This window comes from Pseudoxanthomonas sp. YR558 (genome assembly GCF_900116385.1).
Taxonomy (GTDB): domain Bacteria; phylum Pseudomonadota; class Gammaproteobacteria; order Xanthomonadales; family Xanthomonadaceae; genus Pseudoxanthomonas_A.
In genome coordinates this window covers 2,365,140-2,389,172 of record NZ_FPCI01000001.1, presented here as the reverse complement: position 1 = coordinate 2,389,172, position 24,033 = coordinate 2,365,140, and the positions used below count along the sequence as shown (strand labels likewise).

Here is a 24,033-nt window from a genome sequence, read left to right as displayed (position 1 = left end):
AATGTCATGTTGCTGATAGGCCAGTGCGATAGGTTGGGCTGAGCTTGCGAAGCCCAACAGATGGATATTTCGTCGCTGCGATGTTGGGGTTCACTCCGTTCACCCCAACCTATGAAAACACGCGCGCGATCCCTCAATACCCCGCCGCCTGCCCATCCTTGCGGCTCTCGCTTGCGCCGTAATACACGCCGGTCTCCGGGTCGCGCTTGATCGCCTGGTAACCGCCGTAGGGGCCGAGCGCCCATTCGACGTGGTGGCCCTTGTCCATCAGCGCGCGGATGGTTTCGTAGGGGTAGCCGGATTCCAGTTGCACCACGCCGCCGTCGGTCATCGCGGTGGCGCTGCCGACCGGTTCGGTGGAACCGTCGTGCTGGATGCGCGGGGCGTCGCCGGCTTCCTGCAAGGTCATGCCGAAGTCGACCAGGTTCATCACGATCTGCGCGTGGCCCTGCGGCTGCATGGCGCCGCCCATCACGCCGAAGCTGACCCAGGGCTGCCCGTCCTTCGTGATGAAGGCCGGAATGATGGTCTGGAACGGGCGCTTGCCCGGCGCGTAGCAGTTGGGATGCGGCGTGGCGCCATCGCAATCGCGCAGCACGAACATCTCGCCGCGGTCCTGCAGGATGAAGCCCAGGCCGGTCGGGGCCATGCCGCTGCCCATGCCGCGGTAGTTGGACTGGATCAGCGAGACCATCATCCCGTCCTTGTCGGCGACGGTCATGTAGATGGTGTCGCCTTCTTCCAGTTCCTTCGGCGTGCCGGGCTGCACTTCGCGCAGCACCTTGTCGGGCGAAATGAGTTTGGCGCGTTCGCGCGCGTACGGCTTGGAGATCAGGCGCGCGACCGGCGCGGGCTGGAAGGCGGGATCGGCGTACCAGCGTGCGCGATCGGCGAAGGCCAGCTTCTTCGCTTCGACGAACAGGTGCACGTGCTCGGGACTGCCGAAGGGGATCTTGCTGAAGTCGTAACCCTCCAGCACGTTGAGCATCTGCAGCGCGGCGATGCCCTGCCCGTTCGGCGGCAGTTCCCACACGTCGTAGCCGCGGTAATTGGTGCTGACCGGTTCCACCCATTCGCCGTGGTGGGCCGCCATGTCCTCGTACGACAGGAAGCCGCCGTTGGCCTTGAAGTAGGTGTCGATGGTGCGCGCGATGTCGCCCTTGTAGAACGCATCGCGGCCGCCGACGGCGATCTTCTGCAGCGTGTCGGCCAGGCGCGGGTTCTTCCACAGCTCGCCGGTGCGCGGCGCGCGGCCCCCGATCGTGAATTGCTCGCTGAAGCCGGGGAACTTCGACAACCGCGGCACCGAGCGCTCCCAGTAGTAGGCGATCGTCTGGTGGACCGGATGGCCATCGCGCGCGTAGCGGATGGTCGGCGCCAGCACGTCGCGCATCGACAGCTTGCCGAAGCGGTCGTGCAGCGCGAACCAGCCATCCACCGCGCCCGGCACGCTGACCGGCAGCGGTCCGTGCGCGGGGATGTCGGTGATGCCCTGTTGCCTGAAGTAATCGAGCGTCAGCGATTTCGGCGAGCGTCCGGAGCCGTTGTAGCCGTGCAGCTTCTTCGTCTTCGGGTCCCAGACGATGGCGAACAGGTCGCCACCGATGCCGTTGCCGGTGGGCTCCATCAGGCCGAGCGCCGCGTTGGCGGCGATGGCCGCATCGATCGCGGTGCCGCCCTGCTTCATCACGTCGAGCGCGATCTGCGTGGCGAGCGGATGCGAGGTGGCCGCCATCGCGTGCGGCGCGATCACGTCGGAGCGGGTGGCGAACGCGCGCCCGGCGATGCGATCGGCCGCGATGGCGGGCAACGCGGAAAGGAGCAACAGACAGCAAGTCAGCGGGCGCGACGGGAACATGGGCACATCCTTACGGGAGCGTGGAGGCATGCCTGCGCGCGGCGCAGGCCTCAGGTGCGGCGGAACCAACCGGTGATGCTGTAGCGCGCGTCGCCCGCCCAGGGCGCCACCTGGCTGACCTGGTGCGCCTGCGGCACGCGGAACAGGCTGAGGCTGTTCCAGTGCGGGGTGAACGACTCGACCACGTTCTGGCCGTCGTCGAGGAACTGGAGCAGGCCGCCCCAGTCGGCTTCCCACTGTCGGCCCAGGTTGATCACATACGCGAACGCACGATCTTCCTCGTGCGACTTGTCGTCGTGCAGGCGCAGGAAGTGGCCGGGGCGGTAACGCGCCGCCATCGCACTGACCATGCGGATGCCGGCATCGCCGGTGAGCTCGCGGGCGAACGCGAGGAAGTCGGGCGAATTGAGGAAATCCACCACCACATGCAGCACCAGTTCCGGGTGCAGGCCGTCGCGGCGCGCCTCGATCATCCGGAAGCGGTCGAAGTAGAACTCGAAGCCGCTCATCGCGCGCCGCACCGCTTCCATCAACCGCGCGCGATCCTGCTGGACGGGCGGCAACGCCGGCGCATCGGCAGGCAGCAAAGGCGGACGGTCACTGCGCTGCGCGGGCTCCCAGGGCACTTCGTGCTCCAGGCACTGGCGCAGCCGTTGCGCCGAGGCGTCCTGCAGGAACGCGGGGATCTGTACCCGGCCGGTCGCCTGCAGGCGTGTACGGAACGGCTCGATCCTGAGGTCGTTGTTGATCATCGCGAACCGTGCACCCGTTGCCGCGGCCGCGCGTCGCGGCCGCTCACGGGGCGGATTCTCTCACGCGGTCACGGCCAGATCGGTGGATTCGCCTGCCAGGCGCCCAGCACTTCGGCCAGCGTGTCGCGATCTTCCTGTCGCCAGCCCGGCAGCAGCGTGGCGTAGTTGCGCGCATCGAGCCATTGGCTGGGTTCGGTGCGCACGGCCGCGCCGAACCACGCCACCGCTTCCTGCTTGCGGTCCAGGCGCCACAACGCCAGCGCCAGCGTGGGCGGTGCCCACGACGGTCCACCGTGCGCGGTGGCGATCTCCACCCAGCGCGTCAGCGCCGGTTCGACCTGACCCGCACGGAACAGGTCCCACGCATAGTTCCAGCGCACCGAGCGGCCGATGTTGCCCTTGACCTCTGTCCCCGCCACCACCTGCTGGTAGAGCTGCGCGCCGAGGTCGGTGCGACCGTCACTGAACGCGATATGCGCGAGCTGTGCGGTGGCTTCCAACTGGCGGCGGCCGCGGTCGCGCTCACGGACCAGCGCTTGCACCTGCGCTTCACCCTCGCCCTCGACCACGACGATCGGCCGTGCAGTGGCCTTGTCCTCGTCGAAATAGAACTCCTTCGGCTTCGGCACCGTCTGCGCGTGCACGGACAGCGCCGCTGAGGCCAGCACGGTGGCCAGCAGCATGTTCTTAGCGAATTTCACGACTTCCCCCGGACTGCAATGGATTCCCCCGGCCCCATCCTAACCGCTGCAACGCACAACAGCGAAGTGACGGGCGTCACACAAAAGGCCGCTGTTACAATGCGCGCCTTCACGCCCGAGGGGTTATCGGGCCACGCCAGCCGCTTGCACGGGCCCGCCATGACCAGCACCGCCGAACTCACCTCGCCCTCGTCCGCCAACACGCCGCAGATCGGGGTGATCGACAGCGACTACACGCTGGAGCACAAGTACACGCGCACCGACGGCCGCATCTACCTGAGCGGCGTGCAGGCGCTGGTCCGGCTGCCGCTGATGCAGCGCCTGCGCGACCAGGCCGCGGGCCTGAACACGGCCGGCTTCATCAGCGGCTACCGCGGGTCGCCGCTGGGCGGCTTCGACCTGGAGCTGTGGCGCGCGCGCAAGCACCTGGAGACGGCGGGCGTGAAGTTCACCCCCGGCCTGAACGAGGACCTCGGCGCCACGATGGTGTGGGGCACGCAGCAGACCAACCTGTTCCCGGGCGCCAAGGTCGATGGCGTCTACTCCATGTGGTACGGCAAGGGCCCCGGCGTGGACCGTTGCGGCGACGTGTTCAAGCACGGCAACGCCGCGGGCACCTCGAAGTTCGGTGGCGTGCTGGCGCTGGCCGCGGACGACCACAACTGCCGCAGCTCAACGCTGCCGCACGGCTCGGAAGACGAGTTCGTCAGCGCGATGATGCCCATCCTCAACCCGGCCGGCGTGCAGGACATCCTGGACCTGGGGCTGGTGGGCTGGGCGATGAGCCGCTACACGGGCCGCTGGATCGGCTTCAAGACGATCGCCGAGACGGTGGAATCGTCGGCCTCGGTGCAGGTGGATCCGTTCGCGCGCGAGATCCTCCTGCCGGAAGACTTCGCCATGCCCGCCGGCGGCCTCAACATCCGCTGGCCGAACCCGCCGCTGGACCAGGAGATGCGCCTGCACAAGTACGCGGTCGCCGCGGCGCAGGCGTTTGCGCGGGCCAACAAGGTGGACCGCATCGTGTTGGACTCGCCGCGCGCGCGCCTCGGCATCGTCACCACCGGCAAGAGCTACCTGGACGTGCTGCAGGCGCTCGAATACCTCGGCCTGGACGAACAGGCCTGCGCCGACATCGGCATCCGCGTCTACAAGGTGGGCATGACCTGGCCGCTGGAGCCGGTGGGTATCACCGAGTTCGCCAAGGGGCTGGAAGACATCGTCGTGGTGGAGGAGAAGCGTGCCTTCATCGAGCGGCAGATGAAGGAGTACTTCTACAACTGGCCGGCCAACGCGGGCACGCGTCCGTCCATCGTCGGCAAGTACGACGAAGGCGGCGAGTGGATCCTGCCGTCCACCGGCGAGCTGACCCCGGCCACCATCGCCGGCGTGATCGGCAAGCGCATCCAGCGCTTCTTCACCACCGAATCCATCGAACAGCGCCTGCGCTGGATGGAGGACAAGGAAGCCGAAATGGCGCTGCCGCGCGCCAACTTCCCGCGCGTGCCGCACTACTGCTCGGGCTGCCCGCACAACACCTCGACGGTGGTGCCGGAAGGCTCGCGCGCGCTCGGCGGCATCGGCTGCCACTACATGGTGACGTGGATGGATCGCGACACCGACACCTTCACCCACATGGGCGGCGAAGGCGTGACGTGGTCCGGGCAGGCGCCGTTCACCGAGACCGAGCACGTCTTCCAGAACCTCGGCGACGGCACGTTCTTCCACTCCGGTTCGCTGGCGGTGCGCCAGTCGGTGGCCACCGGGGTGAACATCACCTACAAGATCCTCTACAACGATGCGGTGGCGATGACCGGCGGCCAGCCGGTGGACGGCACGCTGTCGGTGCCGCAGATCGCCCACATGATGCGCGCCGAGGGCGTGGACACGATCGTCGTGGTCAGCGATGAAGTGGGCAAGTGGAGCAAGCGCGAGATCTTCCCGTCGGGCGTGGAGTTCTTCGACCGCAAGGACCTGGACGACGTGCAGCGCCGCCTGCGCGACGTGAAGAGCGTCTCCATCCTGATCTACGACCAGGTCTGCGCCACCGAGAAGCGCCGCCGCCGCAAGCGCGGCAAGCTGCCGGACCCGGCCAAGCGCACGATGGTCAACACGCTGGTCTGCGAAGGCTGCGGCGACTGCGGCGTGAAGAGCTTCTGCGTGTCGGTGCTGCCGAAGGAGACCGAGTTCGGCCGCAAGCGCGAGATCGACCAGTCGAACTGCAACAAGGACTTCCGCTGCGTCGACGGCTTCTGCCCCAGCTTCGTCACCGTGCATGGCGGCACGCCGCGCAAGGGCAAGAAGGCGAACGCCGCCGACCTGCTGGCCGCGCTGCCGGCGCCGGCGTTCAAGTCCGACCTCGACCAGCCCTGGAACATCCTGATCACCGGCGTCGGCGGCACCGGCGTGGTGACCATCGGCGCGCTGCTCGGCATGGCCGGCCACCTGGAAGGCAAGGGCGCCAGCGTCCTCGACCAGACCGGCCTGGCCCAGAAGGGCGGCGCGGTGACCACGCACATCCGCATCGCGCGCACCCCGGAGGACATCCACGCCGTGCGCATCGCCGCCGGCGAGGCCGACCTGGTGCTGGGCTGCGACATGGTGGTGGTCAACGACTACTGGGTGCTGTCGAAAGTGCGCGGCGAACGCTCGCAGGTGGTGTTGAACACCTATGAAGCGATGCCGGGCACGTTCACCACGCATCCGGACATGCAGTTCCCCGCCACCGACATCATCGCCGGCGTGCGCGTCGCCCTGGGCGGTCGCGAGCCGATGCTGGTGGACGCCACCCAGGTGGCGACCGCGCTGATGGGCGATGCGATCGCGGCGAACCTCTTCATCCTCGGCTATGCGTGGCAGCAGGGCCTGGTGCCGATCTCGTACGACGCGATCATGCGCGCCGTCGAGCTCAACGGCGCGGCGATCGAGATGAACAAGACCGCCTTCGCCTGGGGCCGCCTGGCCGTGGTCAACCCGCAGGCCGTGCAGGAGGCCGCCGGCCTGATCCACAACGCGCAGACCGAGAGCGAGCGCACGCCACGCGCCCTGCAGGTGTTGCCGCCGGGCGAATGGGAAAGCACCGAGTGGGGCGCGAACGCCGCGCCGCGCAATCCGGGCAACGAAAGCGAACTGCGTGGCCTGCCCGAAGACGGCACCCACGGTGGCGACGTGGCCTTCCTGCCGCTGGACGACCTGCGCCTGTCGCGCTCGCTGGACGAGCTGATCGCACGCCGCGCCGGCTTCCTCACCGAGTACCAGGACGCGGCCTACGCGGCGCGTTATACCCAGTTGGTGACGCAGGTGCGCAACGCGGAGAACACCCGGGCACCGGGTTCGACCGCGCTGACGGAAGCGGTGGCCCGCTACTTCTTCAAGCTGATGGCGTACAAGGACGAGTACGAAGTGGCCCGCCTGTACACCAGCGGCGAATTCAAGCGCCGCCTGGAGCAACAGTTCGACGGCGACTACGAAGTGCACTTCCACCTGGCGCCGCCGCTGTTCGCCAAGAAGGACGCGCACGGCCGCCTGATGAAGAAGGAATACGGCCCGTGGGTGTTCAAGGCCTTCGGCCTGCTGGCGAAGCTGCGCTTCCTGCGCGGCGGCACCTTCGATGTGTTCGGCTACACCGACGAGCGCAAGGGCGAACGCCAGCTGATCGCCGAGTACGAGAAGACCGTGGGCGAACTGCTGGGCGCGCTGGACGGCGGCAAGCTGGGCCTGGCGGTGGAGATCGCCAGCATCCCCGAGCACATACGCGGCTACGGGCACGTCAAGGAAAAGCACCTGCACGCCGCCAAGGCGCGCGAGGCCGAGCTGCTGGGCTTGTGGCGCAATCCGAAGGCGCTGCACATCGTGCAGGCCGCCTGACGAGAAACCCCGCTTCGGCGGGGTTTCTTCTTTCCGGCATGCATCGGCTCAGGTGCGGATGCCCCGCAGCGTCGTCCATGCCATGCGCAGCGGCGGCTTGAGCGGGCGCGCGAACAACCGGTAGACGAACGACAGCGCGCGTCGCGTGCGCGGCACCCGCCAGGCCAGGCCTTCTTCGATCGTGTAGACGCAGGGCGCGCATACGCCGCACGGCTTGCCGCGCAGCGGGCGATGGCAGAACCAGGTCATCTCCATCAACGGGCCCCAGCCCGCGAGGCGCGCCTCGCGATCCATGGCCCGCTTGTCGATGGAGAACAGCGGAAAACTGAAGTAGCGGAACAGCGCGTACTCCGGCGTCGCCGCGTGCCCGGGTGCGACGCGCACGCTGCGGTACGTGCCGGCCTGTTCGAACGCGGCCACGCGCGAGGACAAGAGCGCCTGCACCTTGTCGTCCACGTGCACGCTCATTTCGATTCCGTCCACACCCTGCTGTTTGCAGAACATCGGCAACCAGGCGTACTGGCTGCCGATGTACATGCGTGTGCGCACCTCGCGCAGCGCGTCGGCGATCGCGGCGTCGGGCTCCAGCTCCGCGACGCGGAAGCGGCGCAATGGCCGCAGCAGCGCACGCGTATGCGGGTACTGCACGTGCAGCGCCTCGGTGATCCGCGCGATCGCGTCGAGTTCGGTCGCCGTGGAAGCACGGGTGTCGTCCTCCAGGTAGTACGGCGTCACCGGCAGGCGATGCAGCAACAGCAGGCGCAGCAGCTGGAACGTCGAATCCCAACCGCTGGTCCACAGCAGCCGCACGCCTTCATCGGCATGCGCTTCCGAGGGAATGCGTGCCAGCATGGGCACGTGCGCAACGGCGTGCGATCGCGTCATGGCGACGATGCTAACAAGCACGCAAGGCGCGATACGAGGCTTCTCTTCACATCCATGAGCCCTGGCTCACGCGCATGCGCCGCGGAGAAATCGTCTTCCCCATTCATCTGCCATGTGCACGTTCTACTCACGCCGGCCGTCTCCATCATCGTGACGACGGTGTGCACGTGCGTTTCCGCCGCGTCGCGCCTCGCCTATCCCCAGGAGCGAGCAATGCAAGACCTACCCACGACCCGGGAGCAATTCTGGCGCGTCGCCGACGCTGCCAAGGAAGCCACCGAAGCGCTGGCCGCGCAACGCATGCGCATCCTTCCCAGCCTCGACATCGCCGAGCTGCGCGGCTTCTGCGTGCAGTACCGGTTCTTCACCATCGACTACATCACCGACCTCGCACTGCTGGTGTCGCGGCTGCCGTTCGGCGGCCTGCGCAGCCTGCTCGGCCAGATCCTGTCGGAGGAACTGGGCGAAGGCGATCCCGCGCGTGCGCATCCGACGGTGTACGACCGCTTCCTGTCCAGCATCGGCGTGGACGACCGCGACATCGAGCGCGTGCTGCCGGCGAACGCGCGCATCCTGCAGGGTTTGACCCGCGACCTGACCCGCAATCCGGTGGCCTATGGCGTGGGCCTGCGCGGCATGGGCGGCGAATGCCTGTGCCAGACCTACCTGTCGGTGATGTTCGAGCACATGCGCACGCATCCTTACCTGCGCGCGAACGAAGACCGCATCGACTGGGAGTTCTGGACCATCCACACCGGCGAAGAGGACATCGTGCACGGCGAACTGACGCGGGCGGCAATCGACGAGTACCTGCGCCACGACCCCAGCGTGCTACCGGAATTGGCGCGCGGCTACGAACGCAGCATCAGCGCGTGGAACCTGTTCTGGCAGAACATCCTCGACGCGCACGCACCGCAGCTGGAGGTCGCCTCGTGAACGCGGTGACCGACTCCATCAGCCAGTTCCATCTCGCGTTCCCGGTGCGCGACCTGGACGAAGCGCGCCGCTTCTACGGGGACACGATGGGCTGCCCGATGGGCCGCAGCGATACGTCGTACCAGGACTTCGATTTCTTCGGCCACCACCTGGTCGCGCATATCGGCGGCGATGGCGAACCGCTGCACAGCGGACGCTTCGATGACGAGGCCGTGCCGGTGCCGCACTTCGGCATGAACCTGGACCGCGCTGCGTGGGAGGCGTTGGCGATGCGGCTCAAGGCCGCCAGCATTCCGTTCCACGAAGAGCCGCACTTGCGGCTCAAGGGCAAGCCCGGCCAGCACGTCACCATGTTCCTGTTCGATCCGTCGGGCAACGCGCTGGAGTTCAAGTCGTTCGACGATCCGGAACAGACCTTCATCCCCTGATCGTCAGGCCGTCCGTTGCCAGACGATGCAGCGGTTGTTGGCCGGCATCGCGTTGTCTTCGACCCGCACCAGACCGATGCCGCGCGCCAGTGCGTCGACCGCCTCGATGTCGCGGATGCCGGAGACGGGATCGCGGTCCTTCAGCCATTGCTCGAACGCGCGATTGCTCTCGCTGGTGAACTCGCCGCCGACGTTGAAGGGGCCGTACACCACCAGCAGGCCGCCCGGTTCCAGCACCGCGCCGACCCCGGCGAAGAACGCCTCCACCTGCGGCCAGCCCATGATGTGCAGGCTGTTGGCGGTGAAGACCGCGTCGAACATCGCATCCGGCCATCGTCCGTCGACATCGAGTTCGACGGCTGGTGGCGTGTTCGCCAGTGCGGCCTCGTCGAGCCAGAGTGCGATGCCGGGGAGATAGTCCGCACGGTCACTGGCCTGCCAGGACACGTTCGGCATCGCCGCGGCGAAGTGCACGGCATGCTGCCCCGTGCCGCTGCCGACTTCGAGCACGCGCCGCGTATCGCCGAAATGCCGTTGCAGCACCTCCAGGATCGGGTCCTGGTTGCGTTCACACGACGGGGCGAAGGGTTTCTCGATCGTCATCCGCCTGCCGAGCGCACGTAGACGCGCTTCAGTCCGTTGTCGCCCGCCCGCTCTTCCACGATGAAGTGGCGCGGGTGCGCCTTCAGCAGGTCGCTAAGCTTCTTGTGGCCGTACAGGCGCGTGTCGAAATCCGGGCGCACCTTGTTGAGGTAGCTGCCCACGCTGCCGAGGAAGGCCCAGCCCTGGTCGTCGCTCGCTTCCTCGATGGCCTGCCGGATCAGCCGCAGCGGCAGCGATTCGTGCTTGCCCTGCTCCACGACCGGCGCCGCGGTGGGCTCGGCCTGCGCCGCTGGCTTCTTCGTCGCGGGCTTGGCCGCCTTCTTCGCGGGCTTCGCCGGTGGCGGGGGCGGCGGTGCAGGCACCTCACTGCGCAACACTTCAACGTAGATGAACTTATCGCACGCCTGTACGAAGGCATCCGGCGTCTTGCGTTCGCCGAAGCCGTAGACGGTCAGGCCCTCCTCGCGCAGGCGCTGGGCCAGGCGGGTGAAATCGCTGTCGCTGGACACCAGGCAGACACCGTCGAAGCGCCGGGTGTACATCAGGTCCATCGCATCGATGATCAGCGAACTGTCGGTGGCGTTCTTGCCGCTGGTGTAGGCGAACTGCTGCACCGGGTTGATCGAGTGCTTCAGCAGCGCCTGCTTCCACTGGGTCATCCGGGTGCTGGTGAAGTCGCCGTAGATGCGCTTCACGCTGGCCACGCCGTACTTCGCCACTTCGGCGAGCAAGCCTTCGATGACGGCCGGCTGGGCGTTGTCGGCATCGATCAGCACCGCGAGGCGCGGTTGTTCGTCGTCGTTCTCGGGCTTGGCGACCGGGCGGGACTTCATGCGCGCCGACTCCTGCGGGGGGATGGGCCGCATTGTGCACCACGTCACCCGGCCATGACCGGCGTCACTTGACGCTGCCCGGCACGCCGACGACAGTCCGGTGCTTCCTTCCTCCGGACACGCGCATGCAGCGACGCGACTTCCTGACCCTTGGCGGCCTCGCCTTCGCCGGCCTCGCCCTGCCTGGCACCCGCGTCATCGCGGCAGAAGCGCTGCTGGAGCCCGGCGACGTGGCGAAGAAGAAGCGCCTCGCCGAAGCCGCACTCTCGGCCGCGACCGCGGCGGGTGCGAGCTACTGCGACGTGCGCGTCGGCCGCTACCTGCGGCAGTCGCTGATCACCCGTGAGGACAAGGTGCAGAACGTGGTGAACACCGAATCCTCCGGCATCGGCGTGCGCGTGATCGCGCAGGGCGCGTGGGGCTTCGCGGCGACGAACGACCAGACGACCGATGGCGTCGCCGCCGCCGCGCGCCAGGCCGTGGCGATCGCCCGCGCGAATGCGCGCATCCAGGGCAAGCCCGTGCAGCTGGCGCCGTTGAAGGGTGCCGGCGAAGTGGCCTGGCGCACGCCGATCGTGAAGAACGCGATGGCGGTCCCGGTGAAGGAGAAGGTGGAGCTGCTGCTGGACGCGAACGCCACCGCGCTCGCTGCCGGCGCCAGCTTCGCGGCATCGCGGATGTTCGTGATCAACGAACAGAAGTATTTCGCCAGCACCGACGGTTCCTGGATCGACCAGGACGTGCACCGCATCTGGGTGCCCTTCACGGTGACGGTGGTGGACAAGGCGACCGGCAAGTTCAAGACGCGTGATGGACTCTCTGCCCCGATGGGCATGGGCTACGAGTACCTGGATGCGAACCCGGCCGACAAATTCGCGCTGCCGGGTGGCGTGGTGGCCTATGGCGCGTCGTACGACCTGCGCGAGGACATCGTGGCGGCGGCGAAGCAGGCCCGCGTCAAGCTGACCGCGCCGTCGGTGAAGCCGGGCAAGTACGACGTGGTGCTGGATCCGTCCAATCTGTTCCTGACCATCCACGAGAACGTCGGCCATCCGCTGGAGCTCGATCGCGTGCTCGGCTACGAAGCCAACTACGCCGGCACCAGTTTCGCCACGCTGGACAAGCGCGAGCAGCGATTCCAGTGGGGCAGTCCGATCGTCAATTTCACCGCCGACAAGACCGAGCCGCGCAGCCTCGGTGCGGTGGGCTACGACGACGAAGGCGTGAAGACGCGCCGCTGGGACCTGGTGAAGGACGGCGTGCTGGTCAATTACCAGGCCACACGCGACGAGGTACATATCCTTGGCGAGGACGCGTCGCACGGCTGCAGCTACGCCGATTCGTGGAGCAGCGTGCAATTCCAGCGCATGGCCAACGTGTCGCTGGCGCCGGGCAAGACGCCGCTGACGGTGGCCGAGATGGTGAAGGACGTGGAGAACGGCCTGTACATCCACGGCCGCGGCTCGTACTCGATCGACCAGCAGCGCTACAACGCGCAGTTCGGCGGACAGCTCTACTTCGAGATCAAGGACGGACAGGTCACGCGCCAGGTCGAGGATGCGGCCTACCAGATCCGTACGCCGGAGTTCTGGAACGCGTGCACCGCGATCTGCGACGCGCGCGACTTCCGCCTCGGCGGTTCGTTCTTCGACGGCAAGGGCCAGCCCAGCCAGGTATCGGCCGTATCGCACGGCTCGGCCACCACGCGCTTCAACGGCATCAACATCATCAACACGGCGCGCAGCCTGGGGTAATTCGAAGGCATCGATCCGGGCATCGCGGCATCGTGTGTATGCCGAAAGTCATTTGACGCTGTCTCCATGCGGGCGCAAGAATCCGGGACGACCTGCACGGTGGTGAACGCGTGGGCCGGAACGCTCCCGTCGCAGTGCCCCGCCTGCCGCCCGGCAGGCCCAACCGGTGGAGAATTGCCTTGCAACGTCGTGACTTCCTGGCCATGACCGGCCTCAGCTTGGGCGGCCTGATGGTGCCGTCCTTCCTCGGCAAGGCGATCGCCGCCGAGCAACTCCAGTCCACCCTCGACGTCGCCTTCAAGAAGCGCCTCGCCGATGCCGCGCTCGCCGCGGCCAAGCAGGCCGGCGCGACCTACTGCGACGTGCGCATCGGGCGCTACCTGCGCCAGTTCGTGATCACCCGCGAGGACAAGGTCCAGAACGTGGTGAACACCGAGTCCACCGGCGCCGGCATCCGCGTGATCGCCAACGGCGCCTGGGGCTTCGCCGCCACCAACACGCTGACTGCCGAGGGTGTGGCCGCCGCCGCGCGCCAAGCCGCCGCCATCGCCAAGGCCAACAGCAAGACCCAGACCGCGCCGGTGCAGCTGGCCAAGGCGCCGGGTTTCGGCGAGGTGTCGTGGAAGACGCCGATCAAGAAGAACGCGATGGACGTGCCGATCAAGGACAAGGTCGACCTGCTGCTGGGCGTCAACGCTGCGGCGATGAACGCCGGCGCGGACTTCGTCAACTCGATGATGTTCCTGGTCAACGAGCAGAAGTATTTCGCCAGCACCGACGGCTCCTTCATCGACCAGGACGTGCACCGCATCTGGGTGCCGATGACGGTCACCGCCATCGACAAGGCCAGCGGCAAGTTCCGCACGCGCGACGGCCTGTCCTCGCCGATGGGCCTGGGCTACGAATACCTGGATGGCGACGCCGGCCAGAAGTTCGCCACACCGAACGGCGTGATCAACTACGGCCTGTCCTACGACATGAAGGAAGACGCCATCGCGGCGGCCAAGCAGGCGCGCGCGAAGCTGACCGCGCCGTCGGTGAAGCCGGGCAAGTACGACCTGGTGCTGGATCCCTCGCACACCTGGCTGACCATCCACGAATCGGTCGGCCATCCGCTCGAGTTGGACCGCGTGCTCGGCTACGAAGCTAACTACGCCGGCACCAGCTTCGCCACGCTGGACAAGCGCGAGCAGCGCTTCCAGTACGGCAGCGAGCTGGTCAACCTGTTCGCCGACAAGACCCAGCCCGGCAGCCTGGGCGCGGTCGGCTATGACGACGAAGGCGTGAAGACCAAGCGCTGGGACCTGGTGAGCGCCGGCAAGCTGGTCGACTACCAGACCATCCGCGACCAGGCCCACATCCTGGGCAAGACCGAATCGGACGGCTGCTGCTATGCCGACTCGTGGAGCAGCGTGCAGTTCCAGCGCATGGCCAACGTGTCGCTGGCCGCCGGCAAGACCAAACTGTCCGTGGCCGACATGGTGAAGAACGTCGAGAACGGCATTTACATCATCGGCGACGGCTCGTTCTCGATCGACCAGCAGCGCTACAACGCGCAGTTCGGCGGCCAGCTCTTCTACGAGATCAAGAACGGCAAGATCACCCAGCAGATCGAGGACGTGGCCTACCAGATCCGCACGCCGGAATTCTGGAACGCCTGCACCGCCGTCTGCGACGAAAGCGATTACCGCCTGGGCGGTTCGTTCTTCGACGGCAAGGGCCAGCCCGGCCAGGTGTCTGCGGTTTCGCACGGGTCGTCCACCGCGCGCTTCAACGGCATCAACGTCATCAACACCGCCCGCTCGCTCGGCTGATCGGCGCAAGGAGACCCTAGAACATGAGCATCCTCACCGAAGCGCAGGCCAAGGCCATCCTGGACAAGGTCATCGCGCTGTCCACCGCCGACGAGTGCACCGCGTCCCTCACCGGTTCCGTCGACGGCAACATCCGTTTCGCGCTTAACAACGTCTCAACCAGCGGCATCGTCAGCAACACCGACCTTGGCGTGCAGGTGGCGTTCGGCAAGCGCGTGGGCATCGCGACGATCAACGAGTTCGACGACGCTGCGCTGGAGCGCGTGGTCCGCCGCGCCGAAGACCTCGCCCGCCTGGCGCCGGAGAACCCCGAGTTCATGCCGGCCGTCGAGAAGCAGACCTACAAGCCCAGCGCCACCTTTAGCGAATCCACCGCCGCCATCACGCCCGAATTCCGCGCCCAGGTCGCCGCCGATTCGATCGGCCCGTGCAAGGCGGAGAAACTGATCGCCGCGGGCTTCCTCGAAGACGGCCAGAGCTTCGTCGCGTTCGCCAACAGCAAGGGCAACTTCGGCTACCAGCGCGCGACCGGCTTCAACTACACCTGCACCGTGCGCACCGAGGACGGCCGCGGTTCCGGCTGGGTCGGCCGCAACCTGGGCAATGCCAGCGACTTCAAGGCCGGCAGCGACATCCGCACCGCGATGCGCAAGGCCAGCGAATCGGCCGAAGCCAAGGCGCTGGAGCCCGGCAAGTACACGGTGATCCTGGAACCGGCCGCGGCGGCGGGCCTGATCTCCTTCATGATGAACTTCTTCGACGCGCGCCAGGCCGACGAAGGCCGCAGCTTCCTGTCCAAGAAGGGTGGCGGCAACAAGCTGGGCGAGCAGGTCTACGACCCGCGCGTGAACATCAGCGCCGACCCGTGGCACCCCGGTGCGGAAGTGATGCCGTGGGACGGCGAAGGCCTGCCGCGCGAGAAGATGGCCATCGTCGAGAACGGCAAGATCGCCAACCTGGAGTACTCGCGCTTCTGGGCGCAGAAGCAGGGCAAGCGCGCGATCGGTTCGCCCGGCAACCTGCTGGTGGCCGGCGGCACCAAGTCCACGGCCGAACTGGTCGCCGGTACGCAGAAGGGCATCCTGGTCACGCGCACCTGGTACATCCGCATGGTCGATCCGCAGACCGTGCTGCTGACCGGCCTGACCCGCGATGGCACGTTCTACATCGAGAACGGGCAGATCAAGCACCCGGTGAAGAACTTCCGCTTCAACGAGTCGCCGGTGATCATGCTCAACAACATCGAGGAACTGGGCAAGCCGGTGCGCGTGGCCGGCGACGAGTCTAGCTTCGTGATGATGATCCCGCCGATGAAGCTGCGCGACTTCACCTTCACTTCGCTGTCGGACGCCGTCTAAGCGCCCTTGAGGAACCGCCCTCCCGCATGCCGGGAGGGCACCCCCCATGAACCTCACGCGCGCGCAGTTCCTCCGCCTGCTCACCGGCGGCCTGGCTGGCGCCATGCTGGCCGGGCCGACGCGGAGCGCGCGCGCGGCCGGTAACTACGATTTCCACTTCACCCGACTGAAGTACGACTCCGGCGACTGGGACGTGGACGCGCGCATGCCGTCCAACCTGATCACCTCGCTGATCGACTACACCACGATGCGCGTGGATCCGAAGGAACATGTGCTGGCGCTGTCCGACCCGCGCATGCTCGCCGCCCCGTTCTGCTACCTGGCCGGGCACAAGCTGGTGGAGTTCAACCCGGTGGAGCGCCGCCACTTCGAGCGCTACGTGCGCAACGGCGGCTTCGTGTTCGTCGACGACTGCAACCACGACATCGACGGCCTGTTCGCCAAGTCGTTCGAGGCGCAGATGGCGTCGATCTTCGGCGCGAAGGCGATGAAGAAGCTGCCGAACACGCACGCGATCTATTCTTCGTTCTTCAAGTTCGACGGCCCACCGGCCACCAGCTTCGAGCTCAACGGCTGGGGCGACGACCTGGTGCACGAGTACCTGCAGGGCATCGAGATCAACGGCCGTCTCGGCGTGCTCTACAGCAACAAGGACTACGGCTGCGAGTGGGATTACGACTGGCGCAACAAGCGCTTCCTGGCCGAGGACAACACCAAGTTCGCGGTCAACCTCGTGATCTACGCGCTGACCACCTGACGCACTTCTTCCCGGATCCCCATGAACGCATCCATCACCGAATCCGACCTCCAGCAGCAACTCGCCATGCTGGGCGAACTCCGCGCCGCCATCGGCCAGGCCATCGTCGGCCAGCAGGACGTGGTGGAACAGTTGCTGATCGGCCTGCTCGCCGGCGGCCACTGCCTGCTCGAAGGCGTGCCCGGCCTGGGCAAGACGCTGCTGGTGCGCTCGCTGGGCGAGGCATTGCACTTGCAGTTCCGCCGCGTGCAGTTCACCCCGGACCTGATGCCCAGCGACATCCTCGGCACCGAGCTGCTGGAGGAAGACCACGGCACGGGCCATCGCCATTTCCGCTTCCAGCCCGGTCCGATCTTCACCAATCTGCTGCTCGCCGACGAACTCAACCGCACGCCACCGAAGACCCAGGCCGCGCTGCTGGAGGCGATGCAGGAACGCACGGTCAGCTACGCCGGCACCACGCATGCGTTGCCCTCGCCGTTCTTCGTGCTGGCCACGCAGAATCCGCTCGAACAGGCGGGCACCTACCCGTTGCCGGAAGCTCAGCTCGACCGCTTCCTGCTGCATATCCGTGTGGACTATCCCACCGAGCAGGAAGAACACGACATCCTCGCGCAGACCACCGGCCGTGCCGGCGGCGCGGTACCGCGCGTGATGGAAGGCGAGGCCGTCCTCGCGCTGCAGAAGCATGTGCGCGACGTGCATGTCAGCGACGATCTTCTGCGCTGGATCACCAAGCTTGTGCGCGCCAGCCGGCCTGGCGATGGCGTGCCGGAGGAGATCCGCAAGTACGTGCGCTGGGGCGCCGGTCCGCGCGCCGGCCAGTCGCTGGTGCTGGCCGCGAAGGCCCGCGCCTTGCTGCACGGCCGCCTGGCGGCGACGCGCGAGGATATCGTCGCGCTGGCGAAGCCGGTGATGCGCCACCGCCTGCTGCTGTCGTTCGCCGCCGAGGCCGAACAGGTCAGCGCGGACGACGTGATCGCCGCGCTGCTGCGCGGCGTGCCGCTCGCCGCTTGATCGAACGCTCATGGCGCACGACCTGATCCCCGCCGACGTCCGCAGCCGGTTGAAGGACCTGCGGCTGACCGCGCGCCGTGCGATCGGCGCGCAGGGGATCGGTGTGCACCACAGCCGCAGCCGCGGCGCCGGCCTGGAGTTCGCGCAGTACCGCGCCTACGAGCCCGGCGACGAGCTGCGCCAGATCGACTGGAAGCTGTACGCGCGCTCGGACCGCTTCTTCGTGCGCGAAGCCGAACGCGAGAGTCCGCTGACGGTGTGGATCGTGCTCGACGCGACCGCGTCGATGGCGCAACGCGACGGCGCGCGCGGTACGCGTTTCGATGCTGCGCGCAGCCTCGCGGCCTGCGTCGCCGACCTGGCGCTGCGCCAGGGCGACCGCTTCGGCCTGCTCGTGCTGCACGGCGATGGCGTGCGCCTGGTCGCGCCCGGGAACGGCGCGCGCCAGCGCGACCAGCTGCTGCTCGCGCTGCACGGCCTGCGTGCGGACGGCGCGTTTCCTGCGCAGGAACGGCTGGGCCCGGTGTTCGAACGCATCGCCGCCGGCGACCTGGTGCTGGTGCTGAGCGACTGGTTCGACGACGCGATGCCCGCGCTGGTGGAACGGCTCGCTGCCGCGCGGCGCGAGGTGCTGGCCATCCAGCTGCTGACCGCGGAAGAGCGCGATTTCTCCTACACCGGTGGCCATCGCTTCCGCGATCCGGAAACCGGCGAGGAGCTGCTGGGCGATGCGGCGGCCCTGCGCGCGGACTACCTGCGCCGCTTCGCGGATGCGCAGGGCGTGCTCGATGCGCGCCTGGACGCGGCCGGCATCCGCCACGCCCGGCACTACACCGACCAGCCGCTGGACCTGCCGCTGCGCCGGCTGTTCGGCGCGCGTGACGCGGCGGAGTACGCATGAGCCTGGCGTTCCTGCTGCCGGCCGGCCTGGCCGCGTTCGCGGCGTTGCTGCTGCCGCTGCTGCTGCATCTCGCGCGCCGGCACGAGCAGACGCCGACCGATTTCGCCGCGCTGCGCTGGCTGCGGCAGAAGCCGAAGCCGCGCCACCGCATCCGCTTCGACGAATGGCCGTTGCTGTTGCTGCGCCTGCTGGTGCTCGCATTGCTCGCGCTGTGGCTGGCCCGGCCGGTGCTGTCGGGCCTGGACGACACGCGGCCGTGGACGGTCGCCGTGCCCGGCGTGGAGGCAGGCTTCGCACGTACGACCTCCGATGCGCGCATGCGGCTGCACTGGCTGGCGCCGGGCTTCCCGTCGCTGGATGCGCCGATGCCTGCCGGCACGCCGGCCATCGGCAGCCTGCTGCGGCAACTCGATGCCGAACTGCCTCCCGACGTCGCGTTGACGGTGATCGTGCCTGCAACCTTGCAGGGTGCGGATGCCGAGAGGCCCGCGCTGTCGCGTGCGGTGACCTGGAAGGTCGTCGACGGCGCGATGCCGGCATCGTCGGCGAAGGCCTCGCCATCGCCTGCATGGGCGATCCGAAACGCGGCGGGCGACGAACAAGCGCTGCGCTACCTGCGCGCCGCCGCACGCGCGTGGCAGCCGAACAGCGCGACGGCCGTACAGATCGGGACGAGCGACGCGCCATTGCCTCCGCCGTCGCAGCCGCTGGTGTGGCTGGCACCGGGACCGGCGCCCGCGCCGGTCATGCAGTGGATCTCGGCCGGCGGCGTCGCGTTGCTGGCCCATGAAACGACGGTGGACGGCATTGCGATGTCGTCGACGGCCTGGCGCGACGCCGAAGGTGCGCCCCTGGTCGAAAGCACCCCGCACGGCCGGGGCCGGGTGATGCGCTTCACCCGTGCGCTGCGGCCCGACGCGATGCCGGCGCTGCTCGACGCCGATTTCCCGCACCGCCTGCGCGCCCTGTTCGACGGTCCTGCTGCCGCACCCACGCGCGTGCTCGCGACGGATTACGCGCCGACCCGCGGTGGCGCGGCCTATCCCGTCGCACCACGCGACCTGCAGCCCTGGATCGCGCTGCTGATCGCGTTGTTGATGCTGGTGGAACGCTGGATGGCCACGCGACGCACGCGGAGCGTGGCGCCATGACGTTGTCGGCCTTCGACCGCCTCGCCCAGGTCCGTCGCCATGCGACGCTCGGCCAACTGGTGTTGGGAGCACCGATTCCCGTCGCGCTCGCCGGTGTGGTGTGGCGCTTCGCATCGCCCGCAGTAGCCGTAGCCGTCGCACTGGCCGGGATCGCCGCACTCGCCGCGCTGGCCTGGCGGCGGACGCGCGCGTTCGACACCGCCTGGCTGGTGCGCCAGCTGGATGCGCGCCGCAAGGACCTCGACGACAGCAGCGATCTGCTGCTGGCACCGCCCGCTTCGCTGACGCCGCTGCAACAGCTGCAGCAAGCGCGCGTCCGCGAGCGGCTACGCAGCCAGCCGGCACCGGACCTGCGCACGCCGTGGCCATGGCCGCGCATCGTGGCGATGTGGCTGGTGGCCGGCGTGGTCATCGCCGTGTCGGCGCTGTGGCCGGCGCGCGCACCGATGGCCAGCACGCTCGCGCCTGCGGACGAAGAAACGCCGGTCATTCCCGGCGTCCCACGCCTGGTCGGCCAACGCTTGCACGTCGCGCCGCCGTCCTACACGGGCCAGCCGGCGCGCGACGAAGCCACGCTCGATGCGAAAGCCCCCGTCGGCTCGCGACTCGCCTGGACGCTGCGTTTCGAACCGCAACCGACCCGCGCCGACCTCGTCTTCCACGACGGCCAGCGCATCGCGCTGCAGCGCGACGGCGACACCTGGCGAGCGACGCATGGCCTCGCGAAATCCACGCTGTATCGCGTGGTGGCCGCCGGCACCGAGGCGCAACCGCCGTCCAAACTCCGGCGGCTGGATGCCATTCCCGATCGCGCGCCGCAGGTGAAGGTGCTCGCGCCCGACCGCGGCCTCAGCCTGGTGGCAGTCGGACAGACGCGCTGGGCGCTCGCCTTCGAAGCCCGCGACGACTACGGCGTGGCCGCGGCCGCCACGCTGAAGCTGACGCTCGCGCAAGGCAGCGGCGAGAACATCGCGTTCAAGGAACAGACGATGACGCTGCACGGCACCGGCCCCGCGACTGCGCGCCGGTTCGCCGCCTCGCTGGATCTGAAGGCGCTCGGCATGGCGGTGGGCGACGACCTGATCGCGCAGCTCACCGTGCGCGACACGCGCACGCCGACGCCGCAGACCGCGCAGAGCCCCGGCCTGATCCTGCGCTGGCCGGCGGACCTGGGCGAGGAAAGCACGGGCTTGGAAGGACTGGTGAAGAAGGTGATGCCCGCCTACTTCCGCAGCCAGCGCCAGATCATCATTGACGCCGAAGCGCTGCAGAAGCAGAAACGCGGCTTGGCGGCGGACACGTTCGTCACGCGCTCGGATGCGATCGGCGTGGACCAGCGCATCCTGCGCTTGCGCTATGGCCAGTTCCTCGGAGAGGAAGCCGAAGGCGAGCCGCAACCGCCGCCGACCAGCGACACCGACGACGACCACGCGGACGACGACGGACACGATCACGCCGAAACCCCGACCGCTGCGCAGGACGATCACGACCATGCGACGTCGGCGAGCGGCGCCAGCTTCGGCCGCGAGGCCGACGTGCTGGAAGCTTATGGCCACACGCACGACCACGCCGAAGCCGCGACGCTGCTCGACCCCGACACGCGCGCGACGCTGAAGAAGGCGTTGGACCAGATGTGGCAATCGGAACTTCACCTGCGCCAGGGGCAGCCGGATCGCGCACTGCCGTTCGCGTACAAGGCGCTGGAGTACATCAAGCAGGTGCAGCAGGCGACGCGCATCTACCTGGCCCGCGTGGGACCGGAGCTGCCGCCGATCGACGAGACGCGCCGGATGGGCGGCGATCGCAAGGGCATCGCCTTCCGCGCGCTCGGCCTGCTCGCCCCGATGCCCGACGACGTCGACGCGGCTCCCGCACGCGCATGGCGCGCCCTCGCCAACGATCGCGCACCGGCGGATGGCGCGGACCTGGACGCGCTGCACACCTGGCTGCGCGCGAACGAAGCACGCGTGCCGGATGCGCTGGACCTGTTCGCCGCCATCGATGAAGTGCGCGGCGATCCGTCGTGCGCGCCCTGCCGTGCACGCCTGCGTGCGCTGCTGTGGTCGGCGTCGCCGCAACCGCCCGCACAGGTGCAACGTCGGGCCGCGCCGGACGATGCCGGCCGCCGCTATCTCGATGCCCTGCAGCAGGAGCCCGCGCGATGACCCTGCCCGCGCTCCTGCCCTGGCTGCTGGCCGGCCTGCTCGCGCTCGGCGTGCTGCTCGCGTCGGCGCGCCTGATTGCGCGGCGTCGTGGTGCTTCCACGGACGTGCGCGGCTCCCGCACCCGCTTCTTGCTGCTGTGCGCGCTGCAACCCGTCTGCGCGCTGCTGCTCTACTTCACCCTGCTGCCGCCGCGGCAGGCGTCGACCCCCGGCACCCTGGTGGTAATGACCGCGAACGCCGGCCAGGCCGCCCTGCCCGCGGCGCTGCAGGGCCAGCCCCGCGTCGCCCTGCCGGAGGCCGCGGCTTCCGACGGCAGTGAGCGTGTGCCGGACCTGGGCACTGCGCTGCGTCGGCATCCGGACGTGGGCACGCTGCACGTCGTCGGTGATGGGCTGGAAGCCCGCGACCGCGATGCGCTCGGCGACCGGCGCATCGTGTTCTCGCCCACCGCCTTGCCGCGCGGTGTCGTCGAACTCGCGCCGGTGGGTGTCGTGGCGCCGGGCGACACCTTCATCGCCAGCGGTCGCGTGAACGACGTGCCGAAGGCGACGGTGGTGCTGTTCGACCCCGCAGGCCAGCGCATCGATGCCGCGCCGGTGGACGAGCAGGGTCGCTTCCGCCTCACCGGTGTCGCCCGCCTGCCCGGCCCGGCGCTGTTCCGGGTGGAGGTGCGGGAAGCGCGCGGTAGCGTGGCCGATGCCGCGTCGCTGCCGGTCTGGACGCAGCCCTCGACGCCGCCCCGCGTATGGGTGCTCGCCGGTGCGCCCCATGCCGAGGGCAAATACCTGCGTCGCTGGGCGACGGACGTGGGCATCCCGCTGCACCTGCAGGTCAGCCTGGGCGGCGGCATGCAGCTCGGCGATGCCCCGTTGCCGATGAACGCCGAAACACTGCGCCGTTTCGACCTGCTGGTGCTGGACGCGCGCAGTGCCGCAGGACTCGGCGAAGCGCAACGTGCGGCGCTCGGCGCGGCCGTGCGCGACGGACTGGGCGTGCTGGTGCGCGCCGACGGACCGATCTCCCCGCCCGTGCAACGCCTGCTGGGCGTGCCGGCCGTCGGCAACGACGAGTCCGAGTTCCGCCTGTCCCGTCCCGCGCCGGACGACGACGCCTGGCGCGCACGACGCGGCGCTGGCACGGCAGACCTGCCGGTGGATGCCGACGCCGTGCCGGGCGGCCTGCCCGTCCTCACCCGGCGGACGGTGCGGATGCCTGCGGGTGGCGATGTCGCGCTGCTGCGCGACGCGGCCGGCGCACCGGCCGCGTGGTGGCACGCGATGGGCCACGGCCGGGTCGGCGTGTGGACGCCGGCCGATACCTACACGCTGGTGCTGGCGGGCCACACCGACGTGCACGCCGCGCTGTGGTCGCAGGCGTTCGCCACGCTGGCACGCGCGGGCGCACAGGCCATTGCCGCGACGCCCGAGGGCGCGCGCGTGGGCGAGCGCGTGGCGCTGTGCGGCATCGCAGACGACGCACGGATCGTCGCACCTGATGGCCTCACGACGCAGGTAGTGCGCGATCCCGCCACCGGCAGCGCGCGCTGTGCAGGCTTCTGGCCGCGAAGCGCGGGCTGGCATCAGCTGAGGGTGGGCGACGCCGCGACGCCGTTCTTCGTCCGCGCCGAAGACGATGCGTCGTCGCTGCACCGTGCGGAGCTCCAGGCGCAAACACGATCGCGTACAGGCGCCGCGAGCGCAGTCGTGGCATCGCCATCGGCCGTGGAAGGCGTTCGCGGGCCCGCCTGGCCCTGGTTCCTCGCCTGGCTTTCCGCCAGCGCGCTGCTATGGTGGCTCGAACGCAGGCGCGCGCCGGCCGGTTAACGACTCTCGAATGTCCGGTGCGTAATCCTTCCTTCCATCTCACCCTCCGGAGTTACGCATGATCCGAACGGCGATTCCCGCCCTGCTGTTGACCCTCTCGCTGGCCGCCTGCTCTTCGCCCGAGGCCGACGAACAGACCGCCGCCGCCGAACAGTCGCAGGCCGCGGCCAGCGAAGCGGCCACGCCGCCCGCCGCCGAGCCCGCGCCGGCCGAACTCGCCGGCAGCTGCGACGACACCCAGGCGCAGTGGATCATCGGCAAGACCGCGAGCGAGGCCGACATCGAACAGGCCAAGACCGACAGCAAGTCCGACGCCGTGCGCGCGCTGAAGCCGGGCGACGCCGCGACGATGGACTTCAACCCGAACCGCCTGAACATCATCCTCGACGAGAAGGGCGCGGCGACCTCGGTCAACTGCGGCTGACGCTTC

General features: G+C 68.7%; 19 protein-coding genes. 13 read left to right on the top strand and 6 right to left on the bottom strand.

The window, feature by feature from the left end:
• Nucleotides 1–133 precede the first annotated feature (133 nt).
• From ggt to BM365_RS11115, 3 genes are all read right to left on the bottom strand, one after another.
• Nucleotides 134–1,858 carry a gamma-glutamyltransferase gene (gene ggt / locus BM365_RS11125; protein ID WP_093489173.1) on the bottom strand — a complete coding sequence of 575 codons (1,725 nt, stop codon included), beginning with the start codon at nt 1,856–1,858 and terminating at the stop codon, nt 134–136.
• 50 nt (nt 1,859–1,908) lie between these two features.
• A complete protein-coding gene (locus BM365_RS11120; RefSeq protein ID WP_093489171.1) occupies nt 1,909–2,610 on the bottom strand; it encodes a 2OG-Fe(II) oxygenase in 702 nt (233 codons plus the stop codon).
• A gap of 68 nt (nt 2,611–2,678) precedes the next feature.
• Nucleotides 2,679–3,293, bottom strand: coding sequence for a tetratricopeptide repeat protein (locus BM365_RS11115; RefSeq protein WP_093489689.1), 615 nt, complete (start codon nt 3,291–3,293; stop codon nt 2,679–2,681).
• Between the two features lie 177 nt (nt 3,294–3,470).
• Between BM365_RS11115 and BM365_RS11110 the strand changes: the two genes are divergently transcribed.
• A complete protein-coding gene (locus tag BM365_RS11110; RefSeq protein ID WP_093489169.1) occupies nt 3,471–7,178 on the top strand; it encodes an indolepyruvate ferredoxin oxidoreductase family protein in 3,708 nt (1,235 codons plus the stop codon).
• 48 nt (nt 7,179–7,226) lie between these two features.
• Here BM365_RS11110 and BM365_RS17820 read toward each other — a convergent pair whose 3' ends face one another.
• Nucleotides 7,227–8,063 carry a hypothetical protein gene (locus BM365_RS17820; RefSeq protein ID WP_158253514.1) on the bottom strand — a complete coding sequence of 279 codons (837 nt, stop codon included), beginning with the start codon at nt 8,061–8,063 and terminating at the stop codon, nt 7,227–7,229.
• Nucleotides 8,064–8,276: 213 nt separating this feature from the next.
• On the opposite strand from BM365_RS17820, the gene BM365_RS18020 reads away from it, so the two are divergent.
• Entirely contained in the window at nt 8,277–8,999 is a 723-nt protein-coding gene (locus BM365_RS18020) for an iron-containing redox enzyme family protein (RefSeq protein ID WP_158253515.1), read from the top strand.
• The gene (locus tag BM365_RS11095; RefSeq protein ID WP_093489163.1) at nt 8,996–9,427 is read left to right on the top strand and encodes a VOC family protein; all 432 of its coding nucleotides are present in this window, start codon (nt 8,996–8,998) and stop codon (nt 9,425–9,427) included. Before BM365_RS18020 ends, BM365_RS11095 begins: the two co-directional genes overlap by 4 nt.
• Nucleotides 9,428–9,430: 3 nt before the next feature.
• On the opposite strand, the gene BM365_RS11090 is transcribed toward BM365_RS11095, so the two are convergent.
• Both BM365_RS11090 and BM365_RS11085 read right to left on the bottom strand, forming a co-directional pair.
• The gene (locus BM365_RS11090) at nt 9,431–10,030 is read right to left on the bottom strand and encodes a DUF938 domain-containing protein (RefSeq protein WP_093489161.1); all 600 of its coding nucleotides are present in this window, start codon (nt 10,028–10,030) and stop codon (nt 9,431–9,433) included.
• On the bottom strand, nt 10,027–10,863 hold the full coding sequence (locus BM365_RS11085; RefSeq protein WP_093489159.1) for an NYN domain-containing protein: 837 nt from the start codon (nt 10,861–10,863) through the stop codon (nt 10,027–10,029). The genes BM365_RS11090 and BM365_RS11085 overlap by 4 nt, the downstream gene beginning before the upstream one ends.
• 125 nt (nt 10,864–10,988) lie before the next feature.
• Here BM365_RS11085 and BM365_RS11080 point away from each other — a divergent pair, with 125 nt between their 5' ends.
• The 10 genes from BM365_RS11080 (at nt 10,989) to BM365_RS11035 (ending at nt 24,027) form a co-directional block, all read left to right on the top strand.
• Nucleotides 10,989–12,617 carry a TldD/PmbA family protein gene (locus BM365_RS11080; RefSeq protein ID WP_093489157.1) on the top strand — a complete coding sequence of 543 codons (1,629 nt, stop codon included), beginning with the start codon at nt 10,989–10,991 and terminating at the stop codon, nt 12,615–12,617.
• Nucleotides 12,618–12,796: 179 nt separating this feature from the next.
• Nucleotides 12,797–14,431: a TldD/PmbA family protein gene (locus tag BM365_RS11075; RefSeq protein WP_175502065.1), complete on the top strand. Its 1,635-nt coding sequence runs from the start codon at nt 12,797–12,799 to the stop codon at nt 14,429–14,431.
• A 23-nt stretch (nt 14,432–14,454) separates the two neighbouring features.
• On the top strand, nt 14,455–15,789 hold the full coding sequence (locus BM365_RS11070; RefSeq protein WP_093489155.1) for a TldD/PmbA family protein: 1,335 nt from the start codon (nt 14,455–14,457) through the stop codon (nt 15,787–15,789).
• Between the two features lie 46 nt (nt 15,790–15,835).
• Entirely contained in the window at nt 15,836–16,546 is a 711-nt protein-coding gene (locus tag BM365_RS11065) for a DUF4159 domain-containing protein (protein WP_056879897.1), read from the top strand.
• 21 nt (nt 16,547–16,567) lie between these two features.
• A complete protein-coding gene (locus tag BM365_RS11060) occupies nt 16,568–17,563 on the top strand; it encodes an AAA family ATPase (RefSeq protein WP_093489153.1) in 996 nt (331 codons plus the stop codon).
• Between the two features lie 10 nt (nt 17,564–17,573).
• Entirely contained in the window at nt 17,574–18,464 is an 891-nt protein-coding gene (locus BM365_RS11055) for a DUF58 domain-containing protein (protein WP_093489151.1), read from the top strand.
• On the top strand, nt 18,461–19,615 hold the full coding sequence (locus BM365_RS11050) for a BatA domain-containing protein (RefSeq protein ID WP_093489149.1): 1,155 nt from the start codon (nt 18,461–18,463) through the stop codon (nt 19,613–19,615). Before BM365_RS11055 ends, BM365_RS11050 begins: the two co-directional genes overlap by 4 nt.
• Entirely contained in the window at nt 19,612–21,780 is a 2,169-nt protein-coding gene (locus BM365_RS11045) for a hypothetical protein (protein ID WP_093489147.1), read from the top strand. The genes BM365_RS11050 and BM365_RS11045 overlap by 4 nt, the downstream gene beginning before the upstream one ends.
• Nucleotides 21,777–23,603 carry a hypothetical protein gene (locus BM365_RS11040; protein ID WP_093489145.1) on the top strand — a complete coding sequence of 609 codons (1,827 nt, stop codon included), beginning with the start codon at nt 21,777–21,779 and terminating at the stop codon, nt 23,601–23,603. Before BM365_RS11045 ends, BM365_RS11040 begins: the two co-directional genes overlap by 4 nt.
• Before the next feature lie 58 nt (nt 23,604–23,661).
• Complete coding sequence (locus BM365_RS11035) at nt 23,662–24,027, top strand: I78 family peptidase inhibitor (protein ID WP_093489143.1); 366 nt, start codon at nt 23,662–23,664, stop codon at nt 24,025–24,027.
• The last annotated feature ends 6 nt before the right edge of the window (nt 24,028–24,033 follow it).